General features: G+C 60.1%; 18 protein-coding genes and 2 pseudogenes. 8 read left to right on the top strand and 12 right to left on the bottom strand.

All coding sequences use genetic code 11. The features are described 5' to 3' along the window. Positions 1 to 53: 53 nt before the first annotated feature. Both AADW22_RS17935 and AADW22_RS17940 read right to left on the bottom strand, forming a co-directional pair. Positions 54 to 722, bottom strand: a complete 669-nt coding sequence (locus AADW22_RS17935; RefSeq protein WP_037942140.1) for a DUF4286 family protein — start codon at positions 720 to 722, stop codon at positions 54 to 56. Positions 723 to 906: 184 nt separating this feature from the next. Then, positions 907 to 1,785 (bottom strand): LysR family transcriptional regulator, encoded by an 879-nt coding sequence (locus AADW22_RS17940; protein WP_184584276.1) that lies wholly within the window; start codon positions 1,783 to 1,785, stop codon positions 907 to 909. 240 nt (positions 1,786 to 2,025) lie between these two features. Between AADW22_RS17940 and AADW22_RS17945 the strand changes: the two are divergent. From AADW22_RS17945 to AADW22_RS17965, 5 genes and pseudogenes are all read left to right on the top strand, one after another. Continuing rightward, positions 2,026 to 2,516, top strand: a pseudogene (locus AADW22_RS17945) (IS5 family transposase); the annotation flags it as partial. Between the two features lie 76 nt (positions 2,517 to 2,592). Next, a pseudogene (locus AADW22_RS17950) lies at positions 2,593 to 3,746 on the top strand (IS3 family transposase). 24 nt (positions 3,747 to 3,770) lie between these two features. Next, complete coding sequence (locus AADW22_RS17955) at positions 3,771 to 4,883, top strand: DNA cytosine methyltransferase (protein WP_407474854.1); 1,113 nt, start codon at positions 3,771 to 3,773, stop codon at positions 4,881 to 4,883. A gap of 125 nt (positions 4,884 to 5,008) precedes the next feature. Then, the gene (locus AADW22_RS17960) at positions 5,009 to 5,437 is read left to right on the top strand and encodes a hypothetical protein (protein WP_407474855.1); all 429 of its coding nucleotides are present in this window, start codon (positions 5,009 to 5,011) and stop codon (positions 5,435 to 5,437) included. A 115-nt stretch (positions 5,438 to 5,552) separates the two neighbouring features. Then, positions 5,553 to 6,344 carry a hypothetical protein gene (locus tag AADW22_RS17965; protein ID WP_407474856.1) on the top strand — a complete coding sequence of 264 codons (792 nt, stop codon included), beginning with the start codon at positions 5,553 to 5,555 and terminating at the stop codon, positions 6,342 to 6,344. 6 nt (positions 6,345 to 6,350) lie between these two features. Here AADW22_RS17965 and AADW22_RS17970 read toward each other — a convergent pair whose 3' ends face one another. Next, positions 6,351 to 7,028 (bottom strand): SOS response-associated peptidase, encoded by a 678-nt coding sequence (locus AADW22_RS17970; RefSeq protein WP_407474857.1) that lies wholly within the window; start codon positions 7,026 to 7,028, stop codon positions 6,351 to 6,353. 156 nt (positions 7,029 to 7,184) lie between these two features. Between AADW22_RS17970 and AADW22_RS17975 the strand changes: the two genes are divergently transcribed. Further along, entirely contained in the window at positions 7,185 to 8,801 is a 1,617-nt protein-coding gene (locus AADW22_RS17975; protein ID WP_407474858.1) for a BCCT family transporter, read from the top strand. Positions 8,802 to 8,845: 44 nt separating this feature from the next. Here AADW22_RS17975 and AADW22_RS17980 read toward each other — a convergent pair whose 3' ends face one another. Genes AADW22_RS17980 through AADW22_RS18000 form a run of 5 tightly spaced genes read right to left on the bottom strand, consistent with a single transcriptional unit; the run spans position 8,846 to position 14,608 of the window. Continuing rightward, positions 8,846 to 10,159 carry a TRAP transporter large permease gene (locus AADW22_RS17980; RefSeq protein ID WP_407474859.1) on the bottom strand — a complete coding sequence of 438 codons (1,314 nt, stop codon included), beginning with the start codon at positions 10,157 to 10,159 and terminating at the stop codon, positions 8,846 to 8,848. A gap of 15 nt (positions 10,160 to 10,174) precedes the next feature. Then, complete coding sequence (locus AADW22_RS17985) at positions 10,175 to 10,696, bottom strand: TRAP transporter small permease (protein WP_407474860.1); 522 nt, start codon at positions 10,694 to 10,696, stop codon at positions 10,175 to 10,177. A 39-nt stretch (positions 10,697 to 10,735) separates the two neighbouring features. Then, a complete protein-coding gene (locus tag AADW22_RS17990; protein ID WP_407474861.1) occupies positions 10,736 to 11,821 on the bottom strand; it encodes a C4-dicarboxylate TRAP transporter substrate-binding protein in 1,086 nt (361 codons plus the stop codon). A 60-nt stretch (positions 11,822 to 11,881) separates the two neighbouring features. Then, the gene (locus AADW22_RS17995) at positions 11,882 to 13,429 is read right to left on the bottom strand and encodes a class I adenylate-forming enzyme family protein (RefSeq protein ID WP_407474862.1); all 1,548 of its coding nucleotides are present in this window, start codon (positions 13,427 to 13,429) and stop codon (positions 11,882 to 11,884) included. Between the two features lie 6 nt (positions 13,430 to 13,435). After that, positions 13,436 to 14,608 carry an acetyl-CoA acetyltransferase gene (locus AADW22_RS18000; RefSeq protein WP_407474863.1) on the bottom strand — a complete coding sequence of 391 codons (1,173 nt, stop codon included), beginning with the start codon at positions 14,606 to 14,608 and terminating at the stop codon, positions 13,436 to 13,438. 105 nt (positions 14,609 to 14,713) lie between these two features. On the opposite strand from AADW22_RS18000, the gene AADW22_RS18005 reads away from it, so the two are divergent. Continuing rightward, positions 14,714 to 15,289, top strand: a complete 576-nt coding sequence (locus AADW22_RS18005) for a PAS and helix-turn-helix domain-containing protein (protein ID WP_037941581.1) — start codon at positions 14,714 to 14,716, stop codon at positions 15,287 to 15,289. 6 nt (positions 15,290 to 15,295) lie between these two features. Here the strand turns inward: AADW22_RS18005 and AADW22_RS18010 are convergent, their stop codons facing one another. The 4 genes from AADW22_RS18010 to AADW22_RS18025 all read right to left on the bottom strand — a co-directional run bounded on the left by AADW22_RS18010 (position 15,296) and on the right by AADW22_RS18025 (position 20,413). Then, complete coding sequence (locus AADW22_RS18010) at positions 15,296 to 16,723, bottom strand: Y4yA family PLP-dependent enzyme (RefSeq protein ID WP_407474864.1); 1,428 nt, start codon at positions 16,721 to 16,723, stop codon at positions 15,296 to 15,298. Continuing rightward, entirely contained in the window at positions 16,720 to 18,270 is a 1,551-nt protein-coding gene (locus AADW22_RS18015; protein WP_407474865.1) for an FAD/NAD(P)-binding protein, read from the bottom strand. Before AADW22_RS18015 ends, AADW22_RS18010 begins: the two co-directional genes overlap by 4 nt. Next, on the bottom strand, positions 18,267 to 19,319 hold the full coding sequence (gene sbnA, locus AADW22_RS18020; RefSeq protein ID WP_407474866.1) for a 2,3-diaminopropionate biosynthesis protein SbnA: 1,053 nt from the start codon (positions 19,317 to 19,319) through the stop codon (positions 18,267 to 18,269). Before sbnA ends, AADW22_RS18015 begins: the two co-directional genes overlap by 4 nt. Positions 19,320 to 19,624: 305 nt before the next feature. Then, complete coding sequence (locus AADW22_RS18025) at positions 19,625 to 20,413, bottom strand: sulfotransferase family protein (protein ID WP_407474867.1); 789 nt, start codon at positions 20,411 to 20,413, stop codon at positions 19,625 to 19,627. A 196-nt stretch (positions 20,414 to 20,609) separates the two neighbouring features. Here AADW22_RS18025 and AADW22_RS18030 point away from each other — a divergent pair, with 196 nt between their 5' ends. Continuing rightward, positions 20,610 to 20,948, top strand: coding sequence for a helix-turn-helix domain-containing protein (locus AADW22_RS18030; RefSeq protein WP_407474868.1), 339 nt, complete (start codon positions 20,610 to 20,612; stop codon positions 20,946 to 20,948). Positions 20,949 to 21,034 lie beyond the last annotated feature (86 nt).

Genomic DNA, 21,034 nt, shown 5'->3' on the forward strand with positions numbered 1-21,034 from the left:
TGGGGTGGTTTGTTGTTCTTGCCCTGCCGTTTTGGCAGGGCAGGGTGGTTCACTCAGTCTTCTAATGCGGGCAGGTCCTGCGCATCCAATGACCACATCAGGCGGAAGGTTTCGGCCTCGCGCACCGCGCCGCCCAATTGCTCGGTCAGTTGGCGCAGGGTCGCTTCGGCGATAGGCTCTGACGTCACATCTATCGCGATGCAAGGGGCCAGAACGCGCCCTTCGATGGTTTCGGACGGCAGCGGGGTCGAAAGGGTCTCGTCGGGGATCATGTGATGCACGCGCAGCACGCCTTCCTCGGCCATCAACTTGCCAAGCACGGTGCTGACGGCGTCGGTATCCATTGCATTCGGCACCAGTTCGATCAGCACCAGTGCGCCGCCCCAGCCAAAGCCGCCCTCTTGCGCGACCTGCATCACCCGGCGGCGGGTGTTGGACATCCGACCGAAGTTGGTGATCGACCACTGGGTCTGTTTGGTAAAGGCTTTGCGGTAGGCGTCGGAGGTGAAATCGGCAAGGCTGCTGGCGCGGTAAAGCGCGAGGTAGCGCCGAGCCGAGCCGGATACCGCACGATAGCGCCGCGCACCGGTGAAGCCCGGAATACGAACGCGCTCCTCCATATGCTCTCTGTCATACCACTGGTTGAAATCTGCTTCATGATCTGGGTCGATATCGCTCCAGACGAAAAGCTGTGCCTGATCGGTTGTACGGATATTGCTCATTCTGCGTCCTGATCTTGGACATAGCTTTCCCGTCACGTGGCGGGGCGCGGCCCGCCTCCGTCGAGGTGCGGTCAAGCTCTGTCGATTGTTGTTGGGGCACCCTTGCCGAGATGGGGCCCAACGACAAACGGGATTATTCAGGGGGGGGTGATAGGGTTTTCCGATCAGGCCGGTTCACACCGCGTCAGGTTTGGCGCTGATGACGCTCTGCACAGTCCCGCGCAAGATCGGCGATTGCCTTGTAAGTGGCCACATCGGAACTGCGCCGCCAAATGCAATACAGCGGCAGCGGCGGCAGTTCCGCATCGACATCAAGCTCGTAAATACCTGGCCCGGCCAAATCACAGGCCAGTGGCATGGTCGCAATCCCAAGTCCGCGCTGTGTCAAACGGGCAATCGCGGCCATTGATGTGATACAATGTACGATCGAAGGCCGCAGGCCGCGATCGCTGAAAAGCGCGAGTACATTGGCATGGGGGCGCGAATTGCGGGTGAAGGTGATCAGCGGGCTGGTGACAACATCAGCGAGGGAGAGTTTTTCGTCGCGCATCCCCTCTGGCCCGAACCAGCCCATGGCCAGCGGCGGTAAGTCGGCGCAGACACAGGTTTGATCATGGCGGTCATCTGTTGTCAGCAACATATCCAAAGCACCGCGTTCAAAGGCGGCCGCGATGTTCGGCGTTGGCTCAACCGTCAGTTCAAGCTCTAGCCGGGGATAGCAGCGCGCCACCTCTTCGATCAGATCGCAAAGCCAAGTATGAACGACCGAAGATACCAGCCCCAGACGCACCCGCCCCACGGCGGTGGTCGGATCGGACAAGGTGGCGCGCAGATTGCGCTCCGTCGCGAGCATCTCTTGCGCTGTTTCAAGAATCATGGCCCCGGCCACCGTGATCCGGGTGGCGTGAAACTCACGGTCAAACAGGTCGACCTGGAGGTCCGTCTCCAGCGACGAAATCCGGCTGGAGACCGTCGCTTGGCTCACATTCAATTGCTCGGCCGCCGCTCGGAAACTGCCCAAGTTGGCGACTGTGACGAATGTCTCTAAAAAGCGCGTGTTCACGAAGAGCCTCTATTTCTTGTTTCGGTCGCGAAGGAAGAGGGTAATTCAGCCCGACGGTGAAGTCACCTGTCGTCAAAGAACGCTGGACCAATCAGGTGGTGACCAACAATTGGACGGTGAGCGGCCCTTCGCTACAGCATTTGTAGATGTCCGGTGTGCGGGACTTAGGGTCAGGACCCATTAACTGACTGAGCTTCTGGCGCTGTCATGATCCACGGTCCCCAGTTTTAGGGGGATATGATGAGCAATCTTTATTGGCTGACGGAGGCGCAAATGCAGCGGCTTCGGCCGTACTTTTGAAAGAGCCGAGGTCGCGCTCGGGTGGATGATCGTCGTGTTTTGAGTGGCATTATTTTCATCAATCGCAATGGTTTACGCTGGTGCGATGCGCCTGCTGCGTATGGTCCGCCCAAGACGTTGTACAACCGCTGGAAGCGCTGGAGTGATATGGGCGTATTCACGCGGATCATGATGGGGCTGACCGAGCAGGCCCCAGACAACAAAACCATCTCAATCGACGCACCTACCTCAAGGCACATCGTACGGCCTGCAGCCTGCGGTAAAAAAGGGGGCGAGGACGCCTGATCGGGCAGACCAAGGGCGGTATGGATACCAAGTTGCACGAAATCACAGACACCAGCGGACGACCAATCCGTTTCTTCATCACAGCAGGACAAGTTAGTGATTATACTGGTGCAGCCGCCTTGATGAATGGTTTGCCTGAGGCTGAGCTACCCCCCGAACTTTGGACACTGACGCAAGCTGCAATTTTCTGTCTGCTGATCTTCAACACGAAGGAGATCAGGAATGTCGAAACGGAAGCAACATCATCCAGAGTTCAAGGCCAAGGTGGCGTCGGAAGCGCTGAAAGGCGAAGAGTCGGTCAGCGCGTTGGCCAGTCGGTTTGGGGTCCGCCCGACGATGATCCATCAATGGAAACGTGCTCTGCTTGAAGGCGCGTCAGGCGTATTTGAGCGCGATGGCCGGAAGGCACCAGAAGTCGATGAAGAGCAGGTCAAAGACCTCCACGCCAAGATCGGGGAGTTGGCCGTCGCCAATGATTTTTTGGCAAGAAAGCTCAATCCCTGGACCGGCAAGTGAAGCGCGGGATGATTGAACCGAACCTGCTAGGTCTTTCTGTTGGCAAACAATATACCTTGCTGTCGATCTCGCGGTCGTCCTTTTACTATGAACCGAAGGGCGAGACCGAGATGAACCTCGACCTGATGCGCGTGATCGACAAGCAGTTTCTGGAAACGCCGTTTTACGGTGTTCGACAAATGTCGTGGCACCTGCGTAATGATGATCACGTGGTCAACGAGAAGCGGATCAGACGCCTGATGCGGTTGATGGGCCTCATGCCGATTTACCAGAAGCCCAACACCAGCAAGGCAGCGAAGGGACACAAGATTTATCCCTACCTGTTGCGCGGCCTTCGCGTGGGTTGGCCCAATCAGGTCTGGTGCGCTGACATCACCTATCTGCCAATGCGTCGTGGATTCCTTTACTTGGTCGCGATCATGGACTGGCACACACGCAAGGTATTGGCTTGGCGCATCTCCAACACGCTGGAGGCTGGTTTTTGTGTCGATGCGTTGAACGAAGCGATCCACAAGTTCGGCCCGCCAGAGATTATGAATACGGATCAAGGCAGTCAGCTCACATCATTTGTTTGGACAGACCGGCTACGACGATCAAATGTCCGCATCTCAATGGATGGGAAGGACCGCTTCCTCGACAATATCTTCGTCGAACGGCTTTGGCGGTCCCTGAAATATGGATGTGTCTACCTGCATGCCTGGGAAACCGGCTCAGACGCAAAAGCGGGCGTCGGGAGGTGGATTGACTTCTACAATCACTAGCGCCCACATTCTGCCCTTGGCGGCAAACCATCCGCTGTGATCTACTGGCAGCAAAACGAAGAAACACAACCCGATCAGCAGGTGCAAAGAGTAGCTTAAATTACGCCAGATCCTGTCCAACAAATGGGGAGTAGCTCAGTCTCTCCCCAGAAAGCGCGTATCTATCGGCGTAACTGGGGTGGGGACGCGCTTGTTTTGGCGGATATTGCGGCGCTGGCCTCTGCCGATCTTCCCGATGTACCGGATCTGGTATGGGGGTCTTTCCCCTGCCAGGATCTGTCGGTCGCCGGAACGGGGGCGGGGCTTGCGGGGCAACGATCGGGGAGCTTCTGGTCTTTGATCGGGGTGCTGCATGACCTCAAGGTTCAGGGGCGGGTGCCGCCCTTGATCGTGTTGGAGAATGTGTTGGGGACGCTGAGCGCAAACGGCGGGGCGGACTTTATAGCTCTTTGCCGGGCGGTCGCGGAGCTGGGCTATGATCTGGGGGCCGTGGTGATGGATGCTGCGGATTTTCTGCCGCAGTCGCGTCCGCGTTTGTTTATCATTGCGGTCCACAGGGGGGTGACGCCGCCTGATGCCGTGGTCGCTTCGGGCCCGCAGAGCCCGTGGCATCCTCCGGCGATTGTGACGGCATACCAACGCTTGCCGCAGCGGCTGCAGAAACACTGGCGGTGGTGGGCGATGCCGACCCCTGCGCCGCGGGTTTTGCAGCTTGCTGATGTGATTGAAACGGGATTGCCAGCTGACAATTGGGATACGCCGCTGAAGACCAACAGGCTGCTGCTGATGATGAACGAGACGCATCTGCAAAAGGTGGCCTTGGCCAAAGCGCAGGGCGGCATGGTGATCGGCACGATATACAAACGCACGCGGGTTGAGCAGGGGCAGAAGTTTCAGCGGGCCGAGGTGCGCTTTGACGATCTGGCGGGGTGTCTGCGCACGCCGGGTGGTGGGTCCTCTCTTCAGCATCTGCTTGTATTGTTGCCCGAGGCGATCCGATCGCGCGTGATGTCGCCGCGTGAAACGGCGCGGCTTATGGGGTTGCGTGACAGCTATGTGCTGCCCGAAAAGGCGTTGGAGGCGTATCAGCTGACCGGCGACGGAGTTGCGGTGCCGGTGGTGCGCTATCTCGCGAAATGGTTGCTGGAGCCGGTAGTTACAGGTGAAAGTCCTTGGAAACATGGGACTGTTTCTTCGCCTTTCGCTTCACAGGCAAAAATCCCCCAGTTCAGCTAAACTCACCGGAACCAAAGCCTGCAGCGCGTGTTAACTCTTCGGAAATAATAATCACGATATCAACGACTTACCGGTCTTTCCGACACCGGTGAAGCTTCCCATTAATCATAGCTAAAGGTGTGAGTATGCAGAGCAAGAATGACGCGATGAGTGAGCTTTGGCGGGTGCTGAGCGGGACGCAGGCGGCTTATGAAACAGCGTTGGATGACCTCGACGATGGCGCGGGTAAGGATCTGGTGAGCGAGATTACCGCTATGCGTAAGGAGAATATCGCTCAGGTTGAGAAATATCTTTCGGACGCAGGCATTGACACGAGCGCGTTGGAAGAGCCAAAGCGGCTCTATTCCGCGCTGGATTGGACCTCGGCCGGGATCGAGGGGCCTGATGGGATCGAGGCGCAGGTGCGCAAACACGAGGCGGATGTGCTGGATGCCTATGACCGCGCGATCGAGCCCTATGCCGCGGGGGATGCGGAATTGCAGTTCCTGACGCAGCAGTATGAGGCGCTGAGCGAAAAGCTGGGCGGGCTAACGCCTGACCGCGCGGCGGCGTGATTTTGGTGAGCAGGCGTAAAACCTGCGCACTTTGAAACAACTTGTGGCAGCCTGATGCGGATCGGGCTGCCATTTCCTATGGGGCCGCCCGGCCTGAAGATCAAGGAGCATGGCGATGATATCAGCGATCCTTGGCATCTGTTTATTGCTGGTGGTGACGGCAGATGTCGTCATGTCGACGCTGGGGGTGGGGGCCAATGGTCCGCTCGCGCCAAGGGTGGCGCGGGGGACATTTTGCCTTATCCGTTGTTTGCCGAAACAGAATTGGGTGCATCGTGTCTGCGGCCCGCTTGTGGTGGTCAGCATCGGGGCGGCGTGGATCATCTTGATGTGCCTCAGCTGGACGCTGATCCTGTCGGGGCAGGCGGGATCGGTGGTGGCGCAGAGCTCGGGCGCACTGGCGGGTGTGCTTGAGAAAGCGATCTATGCCGGGCATTTGCTGTCGACCTTGGGCGGCGGCACTTATGAGAGCAGCGGCGGTCTTTGGGGTGTGGTGGCGACGCTGATCGGTGTGTCGGGGATGGTGGTGCTGACCCTGTCGGTCTCTTTCGTCTACTCAACGACCCAAGCGGTTTCCACCGGGCGGGCCATTCTGGCTCTGTCGGATGTGCATCCACCGGGTACAGCGCAGTTCAGCCAGATCCTGCTGCCGCAACTCGCCACGTTGGTGGCACAGATCAAAGCCATTCCCTATGCGCTCTATTTCAGTACCGTGCGCGAAGAACGGCGCCTGCCGCAAAAGCTGGCGCAGCTGAGAGAGCATCCGGAGATGTCGGCGCAGGATCGGCGCAACCTCGATATTCTGCTGCGCGAGCTGCCGGGGTTGGAGCATGTGCCGCAGGATCAGTTCGACGAGACATTCGAGGAGTGGGCCAAGGGCTACACCCTGCGCCCCGAAGAAGGGTAGGTCGCCCTACACCCCGCCGTGATCGGATTTCAGATCTTCGCCCTGCTGGTGGATCACCATTTTCCCCGCGGGATAGGGTCTAATAAGGTCGAAAGCGTCCTCCGCCGGTGCGGTCAGCCAAGCCTCGTAGTCCTCAGGGGCCAGGATCGCGGGCATCCGGTCGGGGTGGGTGTCCTTCACCAGCTCATTCGGGGTGGTCGTGATCATCGAGGATGTGGTGAGCTCGCGATACGCTGTGCCGTAGTAGCCCGCAAAGCTGCGCCAGATCCCGGCGAGGGCGAAGGGCGGGCGCGGGGTGTCGCCGGTCACGCCAAACCAGACATAGGTCGCCGGGTTGCGCCCCTTCGCCTCGCAAAAGCTGGAGGCAGGGATCAGGCAGCGGCGTTCGGTAAAACTGGTTTTCCAGAAGGGAGAGCTGCGCAGCTTATCATCCCGCGCATTGTTCACCGCCTTGGGCTGGATCGGCTTGCCGGTTTTCTTGGAGGTTTGCGGCAGCACGAAACCCCAATGCGTATTGCGCAGCACGCGGTTGCCATCGCCGTCCAGCGCCACGACAGGCGCCGTGCCCTTGGGAAAGATCGCGGTCAGCGGCTCTGCATTGCCCAGCTGGTCGTTTTCGGGGCGCACTTTGAACAGTTGCCGCATGAGGGTCGGGGCGAGGGTATTCGCGTAGAGGTTGCACATCTTCGGCGCTCCGTTTCCGGCTGTGAGAGGCTTGGGCGTTCTACCTATACCACAAATTATGCAGGACATTCCCGCAAGGCGATCTAGTTCAACCTTAGGGACACGCAAGTTTACGCGCATTAGAGACGAACAATAAGCCATAGGAATGGAGAGAGCATGATCGACCCCACGTCAGAAAACGGCGAGATAGAGACTGATTTCGAGGTCGGTCAGGACAATATCGACGGCACCCTCGGCCCCATTGGCTTTGACATTCATAACCCCGTTTTCGTGATCTCGGGGATTACTTCGGTGGTTTTTGTGCTTCTGACGATGATCTTTCCTGATCAAGCGGGGGCGGTCTTCCTCGCGGTGCGTAATTTCGCCACCACCAAGCTCGACTGGATGTTCATGATTATCGTGAACTTCTTTGTCATTTTTTGCATCGTGCTGATCTTTCTGCCCATGTCCAAGGTACGTTTGGGGGGCGAGGAAGCGGTGCCGGAATATTCCTACCCTGCATGGTTCGCGATGCTGTTTGCCGCCGGTATGGGGATCGGGCTGCTGTTCTTTGGCGTGCTGGAACCTGTCTATCATATGAACGTTTCCGGCCCGCTTGGGGTGCCGTCACCCATTGCCGCGGACGGGTCGATCATTGCGGAGAATGTGGAGGCTGCCCGTGCCATGGGGCTGGCGGCGACCTTCTATCACTGGGGGCTACACGGTTGGGCGGTATATGCGATCATGGCGCTGGCCTTGGCGCTGTTCACCTATAACAAGGGTCTGCCGTTTTCGATCCGGTCCTGTTTCTACCCGATTTTAGGCGAACGGGTTTGGGGCTGGTCCGGCCATATCATCGATATTCTGGCGGTCTTTGCCACGTTGTTCGGCTTGGCCACATCGCTGGGTCTTGGGGCGCAGCAGGCCAATGCGGGCTTCAACTTTGCCTTCGGGCTTCAGATTTCGACGAATGTTCAGGTGATCATCATCATTCTGGTGACGGCTGTCGCCCTTGTGTCGGTCTGGCGCGGGTTGGACGGCGGGGTGAAGGTGCTCTCCGAGGTCAACATGGGCGTCGCGATCCTGTTCTTCCTCTTCGTGCTTTTTGCAGGCCCGACCCTGATCGGCCTTGGCGGTTTCTGGACCGGCCTGATCGCCTATACGCAAGAGCTGATCCCGCTATCAAACCCCTTTGGCCGCGGGGATGATGCCTACCGCGAGGGGTGGACGGCGTTCTATTGGGCCTGGTGGGTGTCCTGGGCGCCTTTCGTCGGCATGTTCATCGCGCGAGTCTCCAAAGGGCGCACGGTGCGGGAGTTTATCGTCTGCGTTCTGCTGATCCCGTCGCTGATCATCTTTGTCTGGATGGGCGTCTTTGGCGGCATCGCCATCGACCAGATCCTGACCTCCCCCGAGACGTCGCTGGTGAAAGCCAATGTGATCGACAGCTATTCGCCCGAACTCAGCCTCTTTGGCATGTTGAACGAGCTGCCGTTCACCAAGACCGCATCGACCATCGCGATCGTGCTGGCGCTGGTGTTCTTTGTAACGTCCTCGGATTCCGGCTCGCTGGTGGTGGATACGATCACCGCAGGGGGCAAGATCGACGCGCCGGTGCCGCAGCGGATTTTCTGGTGTGTGGTGGAAGGGCTGATCGCCATCGTCCTGCTGATCGGCGGCGGGTTGTCGGCGCTGCAGGCAGGGGTCACGGCCACCGGCGTGCCATTTAGTATTCTGATGCTGGTGATGTGCTACACGATTTATAAGGGCCTGCGCAGCGAACCGCGGGCATGAGATAGGCAACCGGCGCGTCTGTTGAGGGCGCGCCGGCTGAAGCCTTAAGATCCCATCCAGTTCGGCAGGATGGTGGTGATGATCGGAAAGGCGAAGAGGATCATGATCGTGATGACCTCGAGCAGGACAAACCACAGCGCGCCGCGGAAGATCTGGGGCAGGGGTGTTTCGCGATCAATACCGGCGATGACATAGCAGTTCAGCCCGACCGGCGGCGTGATGAGGCCGATCTCGCACATCTTGACGGCGAGAATGCCGAACCAGATCGGATCAAAGCCGAGTGATTGGATCGTCGGGAACATGATCGGGATGGTGATAACCATCATCGAGAATGCATCAAGGAACATCCCCAACGGCACAAAGACCAGAAGCAACATCGCCACGATGAGATACGGCGGCAGACCAGAGCCGACGACTGCCTCGGCCAATTGGTTGGGCACTTGGATCAGCGTCAGGAAGTAGCTGAAGACGGCGGCGCCGATCATGGTAAAGAGGATCATGACCGTGGTGTCTATGGTGGACCGGAAGCTCGCCACAATACGGCCCAGCATACCGGGCCAGCTGGGGCGGTGCATCAGCAGCATGATCAAGGCGACAAAGGCACCGACGGCGCCCGCCTCTGTCGGGGTGACGAGGCCCAGATAGATGCCGCCCATCACGACGATGAACAGCACCATGACCTGCCATGCTTTGCCCGTTTCGCGCACTGCCTCGCCCCAGCTGGCGCGTGGGGTGACCGCGTGGCGCATATCGCCGCGACGGGCGATGAAGTAGATGCCGACCATGAACATGATAGCGGTCAGCAGCCCCGGCAGGAACCCGGCGACCAGCATTTTGCCTGCCGAGGTTTCGGTCAGCGCGGCATAGAAGATCAGCAAGACACTTGGCGGGATAAGCACACCCAGCACGCCCCCAGCCGCGACTGCGCCGGCCGAGAGGCTGCCCTGATACCCCGCCTTCTTCATCTCGGGGATCGCGACGGAGCCCACGGTGGCGGCAGTGGCGACGCTTGACCCCGACGTGGCCGCAAAACCGGCACTGGTCAGGATCGCGGCCATGGCCAAACCACCGGGCAGATGCCCGACCCAGCGGCTGGCAACGTCGAACAGCTTTTTACCCACCTGCGCATGATGCGCGAAACTGCCCATCAGGATGAACAGCGGGATGATCGTGAGCGTATAGACGGCGGTGGTGGAGTATGAGATCGACTTGAGCCGCGTCATCAGAAACGCGAAATCTTCGACCAAGACGATACCGACGGCGCCGGACAGCGCCAGCGCGGCAAATACCGGCGCGCCGAATGCCATCAGCAGGATGATCAGCGCGACGGCGATATAGGGGGCAAAGGACGGATCCATCGGGGCTTCCTGACGTCAGTGAAGATCGGGCGACGCCTGCTGTGTCTTAGCAGGCTCCCCGAAGAGAAAAAGTTGAAGGGATTGAATCGCCATCTGGATAAAGGCGAACCACAGGCCCGCGGCCAAGCTGGCCTTTGTCCACCAGATCGGGATCTTGACGTAGCCCCAGCGGAATTCCCGGATAGAGACGGAATAGATCGCCTCATGCGTGGCGGGGATCGCCAGCATCAGCAATGCCAGCGCCCCGACCGCCCAGGCCAGCGCGACAACACGGGCGCGGGTGGCGGGGGAAAGCTTTTCCGTCAGAACGGTGACGCGGATATGCGCATCGTCCCGTTGCGCCCATCCCGCACCCAGAAAGACGACCATGACCAGCGCAAGTTCGGTGAACTCAAAAACGCCGGTGATCGGGCTCCCCGTAATGGCACGCACCAAAACGTCGAGCGTTGTGCCGAACACAAGGAACGCGAGAAACAACATGGCGACCGCACCGAGCACATCGGACACGATTTTCAGTAAACTGTTGATCGTTTGCATGATTTAATCCTTCGCTAAAATGCGATCGCCCCCAGCCGATTACGATGCCTGGCTGATCTCGTAAGGGCGTTTCAGCGTTGCTTCAGCGTCGTACTTCTTGATCGCGGCATCGATCAAGGACTGCATTTCTTCGCCATCGATACCTGCGGGTTTCGCGGTATCCTCAAGCCAGGAGTTTACCTGCGCGGGCTGGACCAAATCCTTGGCCATTGCCTTTTGCTCGTCAGAAACGGTGCTCAGCGTGACGCCTTCGGCTTCAGCGGTTTTGACATAGGTCGCAAGCACGTCTTCGTAGATCGCGCTGAACTGGCCGCCATAGATGTCATCGACAATCTCGTCCGAGATCTTGCGCACGTCGCCGGGAAGCCCGTCATACACCTGCTTGTTCATGATCGTCGCGGCTGGGGCGTGGGGGCCGTCGCCAATGTCGTAGAACTGCGGCGCAATCTCGTGCAGTTTATAGGCGATCGCGGTCACAAAATCGAACCCGTAGACACCGTCAAGAATGCCACGCTCCAGCGCTTGATACACTTCGGGCGCGGCCATGGCGACGGCCGTACCGCCAAGCGCTTCGACCACATCGGCAGAGACACCGTAGGCGCGGATGCGTTTGCCCTTGATATCTTCCAGCGAGGTAATCGGGTCGCGCAGGATCAGCGGCGCGTAGTTCCAGTTGGTCCAGTAAAGCACCTTCGAGCGGTGACGATCCTCCCATTCAGCGCGCAGCGGGTCGAATTGATCGTAAACATCGCGGCAGACCTTTTGCAGCGCGTCGGCGCGGTTCATGCGGAAATACCATTCCAACCCGCGGGTCACGGGTAGTTCGGACTGGTAGTAGCCGGGCGAGATCAAGGTCATCTCGGACGTACCGTCGCGCACGGCACCCAGATGTTCGCCCACCTTGTTCAGCGATCCGGACCAGTAGCGGCGGATGGTGACTTCGCCTTCGGTGCGTTTTTCCAGCTCGTCCAGATACCAGCGGTCGATCCATGAGGGGCCTGCGGAATCCGACACGTAGCTGTCGAACTTGAGCGATGTTGCGGCCAGCGCAAGCGAGGGGGCGGCCAGCGTAAAGACACCCGATGCGGCGGCGGCACCGGTTTTAAGGAATGTTCTGCGTTTCATGTTTCTTCTCTCTCCCGATCTGCGCGCCAAAGGCTGACGCGCGTTGTTCTGCATCGCGGCTTAGGCCTGATGCTCTCCCTCCAGCTCTTGCGCAATACGTTCGCGCAGGCTGGTTTTCAGGACTTTCCCGTAGCTGTTCTTGGGTAGATCCTGAACAAAGTGGTATGTCTTCGGCTTCTTGAACGAGGCCATGCGGCTTTTGCACCAGGCATCAAGCTGCGGCGCGTCGCAGGGGCCATGGCCCGTAGCAACGACAAAGGCCACGACATCCTCGCCCCATTCCGGACTGGGCACACCGATCACCGACACTTCGGACACGTTTTCATGGGCCAGAAGCGTCTCCTCCACCTCCCGTGGATAGATATTTGTCCCGCCCGAGATGATCACATCTTTCGACCGGTCGGTGAGCGTCAGGAAGCCGTCGGCATCCATCGACCCCAAGTCGCCCGTGCGCAGCCAGCCGTCGACGACGGTATCTGCGGTGGCCTTTTCATTGCCCCAATACCCTTTCATCAGCGCGTCGCCAGAGACGACGACCTCGCCAACCTCACCCGCGGGCAGGGGGCGCATATCGCTGTCAACGACCCGCACCTGTACGCCCGCCTGCGCAAACCCGACCGACCCGCGCCGCGCATCGGCGTTGGGGTGGGCCGTGTCGGCCACAAGGTCACGGGGCAGGACGGTAATGGTCATGGGGCATTCGCCCTGACCATAAATCTGGACGAAACGCGCACCGAAGACGGCGAGCCCCTCTTCGATATCGGCGAGATACATGGGACCGCCACCGTAGATGATGGTCTTGATGCCCGTGCCGTCATAGCCCGTAGCACGGGCATGGGCGATCTGGCGTTTGATCATCGTGGGGGCGGCGAAAAACACGAGGTTATCCAGCGCCTGCGCTAGCTTTGCGATCTCGGCCGGATCGAACCCGCCGGACTGCGGGATGACATGGCAGCCCCCGGCGCGGATGATCGGGAAGTGATAGAGCCCCGCCCCATGCGACATAGGTGCTGCATAAAGCGAATTATCGCGGGCGGTGGGGCTGTCCACATCCATCGCATAGGCCAGTGACATCGCGATGAGGTTGCCGTGGGTGGTCATCACCCCCTTGGGCCGCCCCGTGGTGCCAGAGGTATAGAAGAGCCAGGCCACATCGTCTTTGCCTGTGTCGACGGGGGGCGTGATTTCCGCGCTCGATTGTGCCGCAGCGGTCAGCGCGGGATCGTGGATGCCGATTTCATTGCAGGTCTCGGCAAGCTCGGTCCCGCTTGCGAACACCGTGCCGGTTTGGGTCACGACAACGCGGGCCTTGGCATCGCCGATGATCCACGCCGCTTCGCGCGGGTGCAGCTTGTAATTGATCGGCACGACAATTGCGCCCATCCACAAAACCGCGTGCAGGATCTCCAGATACTCAGGGCAGTTCTGCATGAACAGCGCCACGCGGTCGCCTTTGCGGATGCCTAAAGTGTCCTTGAGATAAGTCGCCATGGCCGCGCTACGCGCCGCAAACTGCCCATAGGTCGCGTGCAGATCCAACCCGCAGCGGATCGCCGGCGCATCGGGCGACACCCGTGCGGCCTGAAGCAGCCATTCAGAAATATTCATATGTAATCAGACCTTGCGCGCTTCGAGCACCGAGACATAGTTGGCCACAGCAGAGCCGCCCATGTTGAACAACAGCCCCAGTTCGGCACCGGGGACTTGCAGATCGCCGGCTTGGTTGGTCAGCTGACGGAAGGCCAACGCATGCATGGAAACGCCTGTCGCGCCGACGGGGTGGCCCTTGGCCTTCAACCCGCCCGACAGGTTTACCGGCAGCGCGCCGCCGCGATAGACGGTGCCATCCTCCAACGCCCGTGCGCCCTGACCTTTGGGGGCCAGCCCCATCGCTTCGTAGGTCAGCAGTTCCGCGATGGTAAAGCAGTCGTGGACTTCGGCAAAATCGATATCCTCAAGTGTGATATTGGCCGCTTTGAACGCCTGCGCAAAGGCGCGTTCGGGGCCTTCGAACGCCAGAAAATCACGGCGCGACATGGGCAGGAAATCATTCACATGCTCCGCCGCACGCATGGCCACGGATTTGGGGAAGGTCGTCGCGTTTTCGTCAGTGGTGAGGATCAGGGCCGCGGCCCCATCGGTCACCAGCGAGCAATCGGTCAACCGCAGCGGCGGCGCGATCTCGGGGTTCATCTCGGACACGGTGCTGCAATGTTCGAAGGTGAACTCTTTATGCATATGCGCCAGCGGGTTGGACATGGCGTTGGCGTGGTTTTTCACCGCGATTTTCGCCATCGCGTCCAGCGGGCTGCCATAGCGCGCATCATAGTCGCGTGCGGCCACGCCGAAGACCTGTGGGAAGCTCAGCGAAGCCTCTGCCGAATCATTCTGGTATCCCGCACCGGCCAGCGCCTGAGTGACCTCTTTGGTACTGCGGCTGGTCATCTTCTCCGCGCCAACGACAAGCACCGTGCGCGCTTGCCCTGCGCGGATCATGTTCATCCCCGCATGGATCGCGGCCGAGCCTGAGGCACAGGCGTTTTCGGCCCGCATCCCCGGTTTGAACCGCAGCTGCGGATAGGCCTGATGGATCAGCGAGGACGCGAAACCATCCGTCACCATACCAGAGTTGAAATGCCCCAGAAAGACAGCGTCGATATCATTGGGATCAATGCCGGACTCCTCGACCGCTTCGCGCGTTGCGGCGACGATCAGCTCTTCAAGGTTTTCTTGCAGACGGCCAAATTGCGTGTGGCCGCTCCCGACGATGGAAACTCCGGTGGTCATAATATCCTCCCTGATATGAGGATCATTTTACGGATGTGCGATCCGCGTTCTATTGGTAGAAACACGTAATATGATACGTATCACTACGTAGTGGACTAAGTAGAAATGCAGATGATCGATACCTCTACCACGCAAAAAGCCTCCAGCCTCGGGTTTCAGGAATCACCCGTGGCGCAGATCATCGTGCGCTATCGCCGCATCATCGAGGCCAACAAGGCGGTAGAGCGTTTGTTCGGCTACACAAGGGCCGATCTGATCAACCGGTCGGTTCAGCGGCTTTACCCGTCGACCGCCGATTTCAACCAGATCGGGGAGCGTTGCGAAGCACGCATGCGCGAGACGGGAGATACGCATTATGAAGACGAACGCTTTATGCAGGCGTCGGACAAGACGATCTTCTGGGTGCAGGCCAAGGGGGCGACCCTATCCCCGCAGGATCCGTTTTCACTGATGATCTGGTCGTTCGAAAAGATCGCGGACAAAAGCTATCGTTCTGTCGACCTCAGCCCGCGGGAACGCGAGGTGGCGCATCATCTGGTCAACGGCCGCACCTCGCGCGAGATTGGCGAGGCGCTCAATATCTCGCACCGGACGGTAGAAGTGCATCGCGCGCGGTTGATGCGGAAGTTCAACGTCAAGAATACCGCCGCATTGGTGTCAGAGATTGTCCACGCCTTCTAAGGGCGACTACCCCGCATCGATATCGTCCAGCGCCACCGCTCCCGCGTTCCCTTCCGTCACGAACACATTCCGCGCCAGTGGGAACTGGTGCGAGCGGCTTTCGAGGAAATGCATCAGGTAGCCGGCGGTGTTGGGAAAGACCATGAGGTCGCCTGCTTTGACGCCTTGGGGGAAGGACATCTTGCGGCGCGTCAGCCATTCGCTTTCGGTGCAATAGGTGCCGGCGAGATAGCCTTCGATAGGTTCCTTGCGCGGACCGGGGGCGGGGACCATCAGCGGGTCGAGCGCGAATTCGGCGAAGCCGGATCGGGACTGGGTGCGGTTCATTTGCACGCCGATCACGGGGGTGCCAGCGCTGTCGCGCTTGCAAAAGGCGACGCGGGCGAGGGTCATGCCGCAGCCGTCGAGCAGGGAGCGCCCCGGCTCGCAGCGCAGGGAGATATGGGCATCCCTCAAATGTGCGGCCACGGTTTGACCGTCTGCCATGTGGTCGAGGATGCGGCGCATCCAGTCTTCTTGCACCAGCGTTTGCGCAACGGGGTAGCTGTCGACCTTGCCTTCACCGCCCGCTTTGCGCCCAAGCCCGTCATTGTGTTGGGTGATGGGGGTGCGGTCACCGGACAGGGCGCGGTCAAGCTCGGCCAGCCAAGTCTCCCACTCCGCCGCGTCGTCGAGGTAGTTCATCGGGATGCCGCCGCCGATATCAAGGAAGAAGGGCGCGGTGCTGTCGCCCTTGATCTTGTGGATCAGAGGGAGCGTTTGCATGATCGCGGCGATGCGATCCTCGGCGCTATAGCCGTTGAGGTGGAAGTGCAGCCCGTCGAAGCGGAGTATCTCCGATGCGGCAATGCGGGCGGCGAGGGTAGGAATCTGCGTCAACGGAAAGCCGAAACGCGAATAAAGCTTTGTGCCGTCACGCTCAAACCCGTTGAGGCGCAGGCCGACAGAGACAGCCTTGCTCGCCCCTTCGGCGACATCCTCCAGCAGTTCCAGCTCATCTTCGTTATCAACGATCACGGTCACGCCGCCACCCACGCAAAGGGTCATCAGCGCCCGATCCTTAACGGCGGCGGTACAGACGATCCGGTCACCCGGCAGACCTTGTTCGAGGCATTGTTCCACCTCTGCGTGGCTGGCCGTATCGATGCCGATGCCCATATCCCGCGCGGCCTGCACGTAGCTGAGACATTTATTCGCCTTACGTGCAAACATGGGCAGGAAGGGCAGGCCATAGTCGGTCACACAATCGGTCAGCTGCGCGATATTGCGGCGGAAGGGGTCGACGGATTGGATGTTGAGCGGCGCACCAAAGCGGTCGGTCAGCGCGTCGAGGCGGGGGCGATCTTGCAACAGCTCTGCCATCCAGTTTTCCAGCCGCGGGCGCAGGGGCACGACGCCGTGGCAGGGGCTGAAGATAGATTGGGGGATGGTCATAGGGAATGCTCCAGCGCGTTGGATTGGCGGGCGCTTTCTACAACGGCGGCGGCCCAGTTTTCGGGAAGATCATGCAGGGAGCGTGACAGCGTGTCATTGCCAAGCACGCAGCCTTCGGTGGCGCGGCCGATGATGGAGAGGCCCTTGGTGGTGCCGTCGCGTGTCAGGGCGTGCGCGTCTTTATCGACCCTAACACCAGCCATTGAGCCGATGCTAAGATGCCCGTCGCGCAAAAGACCGTCGAGCGGGGCGGCAAGCGCGGCACCGCCCGCGGGCGGGATCGTGGCGTTGATCGTGACATCTGCTGCGGCGTCGCCGGACATATGGTCAAAGCTGACGATGCCCGCCTGTTCCAACGTGATCAGCTTGCCGATGTTCTGCGCGGGCGGGCCGAAGGCGAGCCGCTCCATCTCTGCCGCGATCTGGCGGAAGTGGTGGGCATCGTCGGGGGTTAACTCGCGGTGGCTTATCCAGTTGATCAGCTGCGGATAGCAGCGGCGCCAGACCTCGGCCAAGGCCCAAGCGCTGTCTTGAGCGCGGCGCCCCATGGCGATGTCATAGCCGATGCGCAGGTCTTGGCGGATCTCGTCGGGGGTGAAGGTGGTTTTGGTCCGGTGGGTGAAGAAGTCGGCGCTGGTGCCGGAGGGGTTGCCCAGAACCTGATCGGCGAAAGACAAAAACGCGGGCCAGATGTGGTGGGTGAAGGTCGCGTTTGGGGTACGAAGAATGTGCGAAAGCGCGGCGCGTCGATCATCCCAGAAGGCGTTGTCTTGCGGCTGGGTAAACAAAGCTGCCTCGACCTTGGCGCGCATCGGGCGGCCGCTGCGACTGAAGGGGGCGATGCGGCGCGGCTCCTGTCCTGACGGGGTATAGGTATAGCCGGTGGCGGAGAGGGCGAAGACCCCGCCGCGCCCTTCGGTCAGCGCGAGCATCGTATCGATGAAAGTGAGCGCGAAACCTTTGCAGCGTACTGTATATTCGGGCGGTACGGCGGTCTGGGTCAGACGCCGATCGATGGGGAAGGGGGAAGGGATATGGTCGCGCGTCTCCGTCGCGCTGTGGCGAAACCCGTCTTGGTGACCGGTCGTGATCAGGACGTGGTCAACGGTGATGTTCTCAGGGGAGATGTGCCATCGATCCCCGCTGCGGTTCACCGAATCGACGCGCGTTTTGTGCGGGATTAGTCTCACATTCGACGGGGCTTGTGCGACGACACGCTCAAAGCTCCAGAACAAATACCGACCCACATGCGCACGGGGCACATAGTCGCCCGCATCGACGGGCTTCGGGCTTCTCAAAGCCCATTCCAGAAACGACGGCCCGCGCCCGTCCGTCCAGGCGTTGATCAGACCGGCGGGAAAGTTCATGAGCAGCACCTCCGACTGGCGAGGATCGTAGATCGGCCCCGCCCCAGGATGCGCCGAGGGTTCGAAAATATGGACGGTAAAAAAGTGCTGCGGTCTGCGCCGAGCCGCCTCGCACAGGCTATCAAGCGCGTAGAGCCCCTTGGGACCGCAGCCGACAATGGCAATCTCTGTGTCGCTCATGAATCCGCGGGGGCCAATCCTGCCAATGCGGTTACGTCCGCTTCGCAAATCCCCAGCTCCCGCTCGACCCATTCGGGGTCAAAGACGGTGCCCAAGTAGCGCGAGCCGGAATCGTGGATGATCGCGGCGACGGTCAAACCGGCAAGCTCATCCTGCATCCCGCGCACCGCCTCAAGCACACCACCGCCGGAGCCGCCGACCAGCAGCCCTTCGCGCGCAACGGCACGGCGACACCCAGCGACGCAGGTCACATCGGAAACGCGGACGAGATCATCGAACTCCTGCCCCTTGGCGAGTTCGGGAATACGACCCGCACCCATGCCCGAGATTTTACGCGGGCCTGCGGTGCCGTTGAACAGCGTGCTGCCCATGGCATCCACCGCGACGACCTTGGTTTTGCGCCCCATCCGGCGCAAGTAATCGCGACACCCGCGCGCGGTGCCAGTGCTGGAACAGGCGACGAAAAGCACATCGATCTGCCCGCCAAGTGCCGCGTCGATCTCGGCGATGGTGCCGAGTTCATGGGACTCCGGATTGTCGAGGTTGGCATATTGGTTGGGCCAGAACCGGCGGGAGTCTTCTTCCAAAAGCTTGGCAACCCGATCCAGTCGCGCGGCGAGGAAATCTCCGTCAGGCGCGTGATCCACCAGTTCAATCTGGCCCCCCAAGGCGCGGATAATCGCCACGTTCTGGGACTGCGCATTGGGGTCGACGACGCAGATGAACTGAAGCCCATGCACCGCACAAGCCTGCGCCAGACCGATGCCCATATTGCCCGAGGAGGATTCAACCACCGTATCTCCGGGCTGCAACCGACCGTCCGCCAAAGCGCGTTCGATCATGTGTCGCGCGGGCCGGTCCTTGGCGCTGCCACCGGGGTTCAGCGCCTCGACCTTGGCGACCAAGTTAACGTCCTCACGGTCAAGATAGCGGGGCAGGCGCACCATCGGCGTCTGGCCAATAAGGTCGAGCACATTGTCCGCGATCCGCGTCGCCACGAAAGGCGTCGCCGTGTGGGAGTGGGTCTTTACCTGAGTACGAATATTCATCTGCGCAGCCTTTCGGGAAGCCAAGTCTCGCAAGCGGCGCAGGACCGCGCCGTCGCGGATCGTGTTGCGTCTCTTTCACGTCGCGCGCTGTTGAGCCCTCAGGTGGAGGGAAACGGGGTTGCGAGGAAGAGAACGATGGTCGAAAATTGCTATTTAGGATTGAACCTCGTGGGCGGAATAAAGTTCCGTCTTCTGTGCAACTGGGATGGAATTGGGGGTCGGGAGGGGGTGTGTAATGGGGGCCTTGGGTCGACAGTATCTGTCTCTAACCTGCGGTTTAGCGTCATATTTGTATCAAGCCGCAGTTAGGTCGACGGTGCCCCACCCGCCGCCGCTTCGACATTCTCGGCAATGCGCCGCAAAGGGTGGCGGGTCACGCCAGCCCAAGGCTGCACCTGCAAGCCCGCGCCATATCCCCACGCAGAAGCACGCTCCGCTTGAGCGGGGGAGAGCGTGGCCGTCCCCGCATAGTCCTGATTGCCATCGCGGATATCGGACGGAGCGAGTGTCGTGTCCACATCCAAAAACGCCGCCAACCGCGCCACGGTTACGGTGGGGTCGGCGACCAGATCTTCGTATCGGATGGTGATCACGGCATGCAGGTAATCGATGTCGCGCTGTACGATGTCATGAGCATCTAGCCAGTGATCCATCATCGCAGCGGGGGCCATGTCGACCCATTTGGAAGTGGCCGCGGCAACCGCCTCTGGATGGCGAGTGACAACCACAAACTGCGACAGGGGAAAGAGTTGCTGATACAGCCGCATGCGTGTCAGGTTTACGGGCGACTTTTCAACGCGCCACGGGGCTTCGTTGAAATAGGGCGCCCAGTCCCGCTCCAGCCGCATTTGCGTCTCTAACCTGTCGAAATGCGATCCTTCGATATGGTGCTGCGCGGGGTCGGTGGCAAAATGCATGGGGCTACCATGCCGCGCGGTATGGGGGATGGCGCCTTGCAGATAGACGCCCTCATTCTCTGGCACGGGGGCGGCGTTGATCGCGCTGACACCGGGCAAATCACCGATCAGCCGCGCCACGAGGCTGGTGCCGGAGCGGTGCAGCCCGCCAACGAAGATATAGCGATGTGGTGTCATGGAGGCCCCTTTGTCTTGCGAGGGTCAGGTAGGCTGTGGGGGAGGGGTGGCAAGGTACGCTATAGCAGTAGCGGAGAAGTCGAAGGGAATTGGGACCCCAATGATAGCACTTGGTAGAAACTCGAGTTATTGTAACATATACGTATCATTAAAGTGCATTATGTAATATAGATATTACAAATTACTCTGGATACCGATGGCCAAACCAACACGCCCCTATTCGCCAACCGCCCGAAAGGCTGCAGAGCTTCTGGGGCTGATGATCCGCGCCGCGCGGTTGGAGCGGAACATGACCGCGCAGGAACTGGCGGAACGGGCAGGGGTCTCTCGTCCACTGCTGTCGCGGGTGGAAAAGGGCGATATGACCGTATCCCTTGGTGCCGTTTTCGAAATCGCCACCATCCTCGGCGTCCCGTTATTTGAGGAAGATGACGAACAGCTGACCACACGGCTCGCCACCGAACGGCGGACAAATGCGCTGTTGCGTCAGCGCGCCTTCCAAGCCAGCCGCGGGAAGTTAGACAATGACTTCTGACGTGCTGAGACCGACTAAGATCCTATATGTGTGGATTTTTCTGCCCATCGTAAATATGGCTTCGCTTAGCTATCCAAAACAAAACT

It is taken from the genome of Sulfitobacter sp. PM12 (assembly GCF_045586035.1).
In the GTDB taxonomy this organism is placed as follows: Bacteria; Pseudomonadota; Alphaproteobacteria; order Rhodobacterales; family Rhodobacteraceae; genus Sulfitobacter; species Sulfitobacter pontiacus.

What these genes read in the sequence shown, in the direction of transcription:
- AADW22_RS17935 (WP_037942140.1), bottom strand. Translation starts at nt 722, where the DNA reads ATGAGCAATATCCGTACAACCGATCAGGCACAGCTTTTCGTCTGGAGC.
- AADW22_RS17955 (WP_407474854.1), top strand. Translation starts at nt 3,771, where the DNA reads ATGGGGAGTAGCTCAGTCTCTCCCCAGAAAGCGCGTATCTATCGGCGT.
- AADW22_RS17960 (WP_407474855.1), top strand. Translation starts at nt 5,009, where the DNA reads ATGCAGAGCAAGAATGACGCGATGAGTGAGCTTTGGCGGGTGCTGAGC.
- AADW22_RS17965 (WP_407474856.1), top strand. Translation starts at nt 5,553, where the DNA reads ATGATATCAGCGATCCTTGGCATCTGTTTATTGCTGGTGGTGACGGCA.
- AADW22_RS17970 (WP_407474857.1), bottom strand. Translation starts at nt 7,028, where the DNA reads ATGTGCAACCTCTACGCGAATACCCTCGCCCCGACCCTCATGCGGCAA.
- AADW22_RS17975 (WP_407474858.1), top strand. Translation starts at nt 7,185, where the DNA reads ATGATCGACCCCACGTCAGAAAACGGCGAGATAGAGACTGATTTCGAG.
- AADW22_RS17980 (WP_407474859.1), bottom strand. Translation starts at nt 10,159, where the DNA reads ATGGATCCGTCCTTTGCCCCCTATATCGCCGTCGCGCTGATCATCCTG.
- AADW22_RS17985 (WP_407474860.1), bottom strand. Translation starts at nt 10,696, where the DNA reads ATGCAAACGATCAACAGTTTACTGAAAATCGTGTCCGATGTGCTCGGT.
- AADW22_RS17990 (WP_407474861.1), bottom strand. Translation starts at nt 11,821, where the DNA reads ATGAAACGCAGAACATTCCTTAAAACCGGTGCCGCCGCCGCATCGGGT.
- AADW22_RS17995 (WP_407474862.1), bottom strand. Translation starts at nt 13,429, where the DNA reads ATGAATATTTCTGAATGGCTGCTTCAGGCCGCACGGGTGTCGCCCGAT.
- AADW22_RS18000 (WP_407474863.1), bottom strand. Translation starts at nt 14,608, where the DNA reads ATGACCACCGGAGTTTCCATCGTCGGGAGCGGCCACACGCAATTTGGC.
- AADW22_RS18005 (WP_037941581.1), top strand. Translation starts at nt 14,714, where the DNA reads ATGCAGATGATCGATACCTCTACCACGCAAAAAGCCTCCAGCCTCGGG.
- AADW22_RS18010 (WP_407474864.1), bottom strand. Translation starts at nt 16,723, where the DNA reads ATGACCATCCCCCAATCTATCTTCAGCCCCTGCCACGGCGTCGTGCCC.
- AADW22_RS18015 (WP_407474865.1), bottom strand. Translation starts at nt 18,270, where the DNA reads ATGAGCGACACAGAGATTGCCATTGTCGGCTGCGGTCCCAAGGGGCTC.
- sbnA (WP_407474866.1), bottom strand. Translation starts at nt 19,319, where the DNA reads ATGAATATTCGTACTCAGGTAAAGACCCACTCCCACACGGCGACGCCT.
- AADW22_RS18025 (WP_407474867.1), bottom strand. Translation starts at nt 20,413, where the DNA reads ATGACACCACATCGCTATATCTTCGTTGGCGGGCTGCACCGCTCCGGC.
- AADW22_RS18030 (WP_407474868.1), top strand. Translation starts at nt 20,610, where the DNA reads ATGGCCAAACCAACACGCCCCTATTCGCCAACCGCCCGAAAGGCTGCA.